Origin of the sequence: Lyngbya aestuarii BL J (genome assembly GCF_000478195.2) — a bacterium.
In the GTDB taxonomy this organism is placed as follows: Bacteria; Cyanobacteriota; Cyanobacteriia; order Cyanobacteriales; family Microcoleaceae; genus Capilliphycus; species Capilliphycus aestuarii.
Genome location: NZ_AUZM01000132.1, coordinates 1 through 7119, shown reverse-complemented (window position 1 = coordinate 7119; position 7119 = coordinate 1). Strand labels below are relative to the sequence as shown.

The following is a 7119-nucleotide window of genomic DNA, read 5'->3' as shown; positions in this document are numbered from 1 at the left end:
ACTTTGCTGTTAACGTATTCCCGCCCATGATCTTCGAGGGCCAAACCAAACACAAAGGCTTTGGAGATCGACTGAATGGTAAATAATTGGTCGCATTCCCCGACTTCAAACATCTGTCCGTCGGTGGTGACAACGCAAATCCCAAACCATTCCGGTTTGGCGAGGGTTAGTTCTGGGATATAATCGGCGATCGCCCCATCGTTGAATGATTTATACTTCTCATAGAGATCGTTCAAATAGTTCCGAAAGGGAGAAGTCATCGCACTAATTGAACTGGCGAGGGACTGCATATCTCCAAGATTTGACATTTTTGCTTAAGCCTCCTGAATCTGCTGCGCGACTTTCTGGAACTCCTGACTAACGGGGTGTTCTGGATATTTCACACAAAAGACCCCTTCGCTGGCAAGCTGCACTAAATCTTCCGATAGGGGAAATACTCCGGCTACGTTTTCGTTATAAGTTTCTTCGACTTTTTGTTTGAGCGCATCTCGATTCAGGGTGCTGTAAACTTTATTGATCACCAATAGCATTTTGCGAACTTTCAGTTGTCGTGCCACATCCATTGTCACTGCCGTTCCTTGATAATCTTGTTTGTCGGGGCGTAAAATCAAGATCAACACGTGGGAAATAGCAATCGATAAAAAGGTTTCTTTTGAGAGTCCGGGATGGGTATCAATAAATAAATAATCCAACTGAAGTTCTTTGACGAGACGACGAAAGCCGTCATTCATCAGCTTGACATCGTAGCCATTCTTTAAAATCCGGGCAATATCGTCGGCTTTAAAACTAGAAGGAACCAGATACAGTTTGCCGTTTTTTTCTACTCCCACATTGGCGCTCACATCATAGGCTGTTTCTTCAATGGGAGTATCGCCCCAAAGGTAATTATTCAGGGTTTTATCGGTGGGTTCGAGTTCCAGACTAAATAGGTTATGAATCCCCGGAGAAGGTAAATCGGTATCTACGACCCCAACCCGATATCCTTGGAGTGCAACCGTTGTTGCCAAATTGGCAGTAAAGTTTGATTTACCAGTACCGCCTCGATAGGAGTGGATTGAAACAACTTTTGGCATATCTGAGCAAATAAAGGTTGATTGAATTCATGCCTACGGTTTAACGGGAATTTTACCAGAGATGAAATCTCGGCTTGAGGAAAGTTCCAAATTCCTTTAGACTTCAGAATTTTTACTCCAGAGTATCACAGTATCTCTATTTGTCTAGACTAAAATTTTTTGTGGGTAAGCCGCCCATCCGGTCTTCGGGGATCTCCCTTGATTTAGGGACTTTTGGCGATTATCTCCGAAGCGGCACTTCTGCGATCGCAAACAGCTTTGAAAAGCGACTTGGATAAGCAGAACCCGCCCCAATTTTAGGAAAATGCCCTCATTTCGGAGATGAATTTAAAAAATTCTCAGTCCCAGAGGAACCTCTTGATTGGGTTGAACCAAAGCCACTTTTCCTTCATCCATAACCACTCCCAAGACTAATACTTCTGAGATGAAATTAGCCACTTGTTTGGGGGAAAAGTTGGTAACAGCGATAATTTTTTGATTGATTAAATCTTGGGGTTTATAAAGTTTTGTTAATCCTGCACTTGACTTTTTAACGCCCAATTCACCCAAATCAATCCAAAGTTTATAAGCAGGTTTACGAGCTTCGGGAAAGACATCAGCTTTGATAATTTTTCCGACGCGAATATCTAACTTCAAAAAGTCTTCGTATGTTGCTTCATTCATAGTCTTGAGTCACATAACTATAGAAAAGACACCCCTCATATTCCACACAATTCGATAGTTTGTAGATCGTTATTCTACAGCTAACAACAGTTTAATTTCTTCGACATTAACGGTTTGAGATCCTTGAGGCCATTGGCTATAAACCTTAGCTAATAGATGTTGTGCTAGCTTAGAATTCCCCTGTTTAGACCAGATACGAGCTAAACTCACGGTTGCTCTAAGTTCTAACAACTTTCCGCCTTGAGCATGAGCAATTTCACTGGCTTTATTGAGATAATATTCCACCGATTGAGAATGAGGAGAAGACACTTGACTTTGAGCCACTAACATTGCCACCTGTTCAGGATTTAAGTTTTGTCCCCCTCCAGCTTTGGCATACATTAACTCTCCTCTAAGTCGAAACAGTTCAGCTTCCCAAAAGCGTTCTCCGGTTCTTTCAACAGTTGATAAAGCCTCAGTTAAAACAGCCAACCCCGCTTCTAACTGTCCAGCTTTGGCATGAGCGGTCGCGAGTAACCCCAAGAAATACGTCCAAGAAATTTTAGCACCCGTAGCCGCATGAGCCGCAATTCCTCGACGAAGTTGATTAATGCCCAAGTCCGTTTTTTCCAGTTCAACCAGCGCCCAACCCTGCATGATAATTCCAGTCGCCAACCAAAACTCAAACCGTTGTTCAGTGGCTAAAGCTATAGCCGCTTCAGCTTGATGTTTAACCGCTTCAGGTTCTTGACGCAGTTGATGAAACATCGCCTTCATCGACAACGCAAACCCGGTACTGTAAGGATGAGACAACTCCAAAGCCAAATGAATCGCTTCTTCACTATACTCGAGGGAATCTGCGGTATGTCCGAGTAACCAAGCACTCAACGACATATAGGATAAACTCGCCACTCCCACATCTTGTCCAGTCAGACAAGTTTGACAAGTCCGATTCGTTTTTTGATAGAGTTCATAGCTGACTTTCCAATGTTCGTGAGCCGCTTGTAACCGTCCGAGATAAAATAAAGCAAATCCGAGAGTAAAACGAGCCTCCATCTCTAAAATCGGGTCATTATGGCGTCGAGCTAACCCCATTAACCGACTGGCAAAATCGAGGGCAATGTGATGTTCGCAGCGGGCGGCATGATAGCCCCAAAGTCCCCACAACACTGAAAACAATTGTGGAGTCGTTCCGAGTTCCTGACAAATTTCTCGACTGCGTTTGTAGATCTGTTCAACTTCTAGAGAAGCATACCCTTTAGTGGCAATTAAAGCTTTACCCAAAGTCGTTTGCAGATCAAGTTCTTGCTTCAATAAATCGATACTCGAAGATCCGCCCAGTAAAGAAATTGTACGACCCTGTTCAGCTTTCTGGCTCTGAATCAAATCTAAACCGGATCTTAGATGAGCAATTGCTTCTGCATTCGCCGAACCCAAAAATGCCTTTTCTCCAGCTTTTTGCCAATAGTCAATCGCACAAAAAGATAATCCAGCTTTGGTATAGTGATAGGCAAGTAACTCCGGTTCACGACTCGTTACAAGAGGAAATTCAGCTTCAAGAACGCGAGCAATACGACGATGATATTGCGCTCGGGTACTTTTGAGCAAAGAATCATAGGCGGCATCTTGAATGAGAACATTTTTAAAGCTGTAGACGGCTTTGGGAAGTTCGCCGTTGACAAACAATAATCGTGTTTCTACTAACTTTTCTAGCCCCCGAATAATGCTACTTTCATTGAGGTTGATCGGTACGGGTGCCGGACGACTGGGTTCATTTGTGTTTAGGTCTTCAGAGCCAATAGCGATCGCTCGCAATAATTCGTAACTGAACTCTCGACCAATACTCGCCCCCAGTTGAGCCACTTCTTTGGCCCCATCGAGGCGATCGAGTCGTTCCATCAACAAGCCTTTGAGGGTATCAGGAATACTGAGCGTGGGTAACGGGCCTGTGAGTTCGTAGGTATCCTCCGTTTCCACAAACGGCCCCGACTCAACCACCATTTTAGTCATTTCTTCGATAAACAACGGGATGCCGTCACTTTTTTCAACAATCAGTTTCGAGACTGCATAGGGAAGCCGTTTACCGCCTGTCACGCCCTGAATAATTTGTTCAATCTGATTCGCCGGAAGATGATTGAGGTTAATCTGACTCACATGAGGAAGTCGCAGCCAATGGGATTGAAAACCCGGTCGCATGGTATAAATCCGCAAGATGGGATAATTGGTTTCTTCTCGGATCAGTCGGTCAGCGAGTTCGAGGGTCGAGGGATCAATCCAGTGCAAATCTTCCACAATCACCAGAAGCGGTTGCTGACTGGCGGCCTTGTGGATCATCGCCAGCATGACTTCTAATAGCTTTTGTTTGGTGGCTTGGGGCGACAGGTTCAGAGGTCGATAACGCTGTTCATCGATGGGGATAGAGAGTAACTGACCAAACAGAGGAACGGCTTCTTGACGAGGAATTTGATGAGCATCGAGGAATTGTTCAAGTTTAGTGAGTTGTTGTTGGGGTGAGTCTTCACGAGTGAGTTTTAAGACTCGTTCGGCAATCAGTTCGATGATCGGATGAAAAGGCGTATTTTGGTAGTAGGGAGAACAAAACACTTCCCTTAAAGTGTAGGCATCGTTGGCAATGCGTTCTCGGAAGGCTTGGACTAAACGGGATTTACCAAATCCGGCTTCTGCCATCAACAGGACAACTTCTCCCCGTCCCGATTTGACCCGTTCCCAAATGGCTTGGAATTGTTCAAGTTCAGCTTCTCGGCCAACATAGGGAGTCCAACTACTTTGAGCGACTTTCTGACGCTTGCAGGAGGAGGTTTCTTGTAAAACTTGGTAAATTTCAACCGGAGTAGAAACTCCTTTGAGTGAATGTTGACCTAATGACTGAAATTCAAAAATACCTTGTACCAGTCGTTGGGTCGTCGGACTGACAGCAGCGGTATTGGGTTGAGCAAACCCTTGCAGTCGGGCGGCAATATTGGGGGTTTGGCCAATGGCTAACTGTTCCCGTTTATTACCCGCGCCAACTTCCCCAACCACAACTAAGCCTGTATGGATGCCCAAGCGCACAGACAGTTGTAGACAACGATTGGCAATACAGCCGGGTTTGAGTCCGGCAATCGCTTTGATAATGCCCAAAGCAGCACGCATGGCACGTCCGGCATCGTCTTCATGGGCGATGGGATAGCCGAAGTAGATTAAGATTCCATCTCCAAGATACTGGGCAATGTATCCTTCGTACTGAAGCACAATATTGGCGCAGGTTTCCTGGTATTTTTGAATCAGTTCTCGCAGTTCTTCTGGGTCGAGTTCTTCCGATAGCGCCGTTGAACCCACCAAGTCACAAAACATTACAGTCAGTTGGCGTCGTTCAGCGGGTCGGATGGGAGTGGGTTCTGAGGGAGTGATGGGAGTGAGCGCTGAGGGCTGACTCTCATTTTTTAAGGATGTACCACATTCTGTACAATACTTGGCTTGGGGTGAATTTTTATGGTGGCAGTGGGAACAAACTTTAGACAAAGATGTGCCACATTCCATACAGTAATTTGCACCTTCTGAATTTAAAATGCCACAATTCGGGCAATTCATCATTACCTGAATATTTTGGCTAAGGGAAGAAGTTTTGCTCATCTCAAACCTCACGGCAGGGAGTTGTCTGTCAGTTCATACACATCTTGCATCGTATAGGAGAGTCAAACAAAAATCCGTTCATTACTCTCTCTCTTGGCTTTACCCATGGGTCTGCTTTGACACAGGTGTTGTTTTTTTGGGGGTAATACTTACGACAGTCGAAACGCCAGAGTGCATAATTAAATTAAGATATCAACCATTGTAGGAAAACCTATAGCTTAAGCTAAAGCTAGGGGTAAAAGTATTTTTCGCCACGTTGGGTGATTAAAACAATGACAAATGTAATGTGTGATCAGCATCGGAGTGCTGAACAGGATTATGACCAACAGTGTCTTGAGAAGCTAGCCTGGGCGATGAAACAGCTTAACATTGTTGTAGAATCTCAGGATCTAGCTAAAATTACAGAGCTGATTGTTCAGACGATGACTGGGCCTTGGCGTTATTTTCATACACCAGAACATATTTTTGAGGTTGGGGGGTCTGAGCATCCGATTGAGGTCCTGGCGGCTTTATTTCACGATGTCGTTTATGTACAGGTCGATCAAAGTGTTAACTTTAATTTGACTTACTACATTATTCCGTTTATTCGTCAGGTTGCTGAACATCTGGTCATTCGAGATGCTTCGGAGTTACCTGCTGACAAAAGCTTTGAGATGGTGATGCAGGTGTTTAACTTCTCGCCAAGTCAGACGCTTTCGCCTTTAGAGGGACAAAATGAGTTTTTGAGTGCTTTGGTGGCGGCGAAGGTTCTTGACCCGTTTCTACCGCCTGAATTGATTATTCAGGTTGTGGCTTGTATTGAAGCGACGATTCCTTTCCGAACTCACAACGCAGAAGGACTCAACAATAGTGATATTTTATATCGTCGTTTACAAGAAATTACTTCACAGTTAAATCTGAAGTTGACTCCAGAGGAATTGAGAGCGACTGTGATTCGTTCAGTTCGTCTTTCTAATCGAGATGTCGGTAGTTTTGCTCACCTGAATCCGGCTCGTTTTTTAGATAATACTTGGAATTTACTTCCCGAAACCAATCATCATCTTAAATATTCCAGTTCTTACACGATTAATCAATATCGCACAGCTCTACAAAAGATGGAAGGTTTTCTCAACTTTATTAAACCGGAAGTCATTTTTCATCAATTTCAGGGATATCCCACTGATGAAACTTATAATGATTTAGTGGAACGCGCTCGCAAAAATATTGAAGTGGGACGACTTTATCTTGGAACTAAACTATTTACTATTGCTTTTTTAGAGGCTCTTTCTCTCCGTTTTGGACGGGTAATTCCGGTTTCAACGTTGATGGGAGAAATGCCAACTGAAAGCTTTGTGGCGGCTTCTTTGGTTGATTTTCTACCAGAGATTTCTCATCCTCATCAACCCAAAAATGAATTAGACCAACAGATATTAACGCTGTTAGATAAGGGACGCACTCAAAGCGCCTCTTATGATATTAAAAATTCTCCTCTCGCCACCTATATGGTGAAATCGATGGGGTTTGATGAGATTCGACATCAGCGGAACCGCGCCCAAGAATTCTTTCAAAATGTGATTTCTGCTGAGGAATTTTTAGCCGGTTGTGATATGAATGTGAAAAAGACGGTAACAGATGGCATTGTCAAGTTATTTGATAGTCGCAAAGAGGCGTTATGTCGGTCTTAAGAGGAGACAGGGGACGGGGAATAGGCAACCATGCAAGATCTCCCCATTACCCCCTATCCCCACCTCCAGTCCTCCCAACTCCCTACCTCCCTATCTCCCTATCTCCC

Annotated in this window: 5 protein-coding genes; 1 reads left to right on the top strand and 4 read right to left on the bottom strand. The window is 44.2% G+C overall.

From position 1 onward, the window contains the following. From M595_RS26605 to M595_RS26590, 4 genes are all read right to left on the bottom strand, one after another. A partial coding sequence (locus M595_RS26605; RefSeq protein ID WP_023069692.1) for a glutaminase occupies positions 1–308 on the bottom strand: 308 nt, incomplete at its 3' end. A gap of 6 nt (positions 309–314) precedes the next feature. Then, a complete protein-coding gene (locus M595_RS26600) occupies positions 315–1073 on the bottom strand; it encodes a MinD/ParA family ATP-binding protein (protein WP_023069691.1) in 759 nt (252 codons plus the stop codon). 327 nt (positions 1074–1400) lie between these two features. Then, on the bottom strand, positions 1401–1736 hold the full coding sequence (locus M595_RS26595) for a tRNA-binding protein (RefSeq protein WP_023069693.1): 336 nt from the start codon (positions 1734–1736) through the stop codon (positions 1401–1403). A 69-nt stretch (positions 1737–1805) separates the two neighbouring features. Next, positions 1806–5348 (bottom strand): adenylate/guanylate cyclase domain-containing protein, encoded by a 3543-nt coding sequence (locus M595_RS26590; RefSeq protein ID WP_023069694.1) that lies wholly within the window; start codon positions 5346–5348, stop codon positions 1806–1808. Positions 5349–5620: 272 nt separating this feature from the next. On the opposite strand from M595_RS26590, the gene M595_RS26585 reads away from it, so the two are divergent. Next, on the top strand, positions 5621–7012 hold the full coding sequence (locus tag M595_RS26585) for a hypothetical protein (RefSeq protein WP_238987147.1): 1392 nt from the start codon (positions 5621–5623) through the stop codon (positions 7010–7012). Positions 7013–7119: the final 107 nt, after the last annotated feature.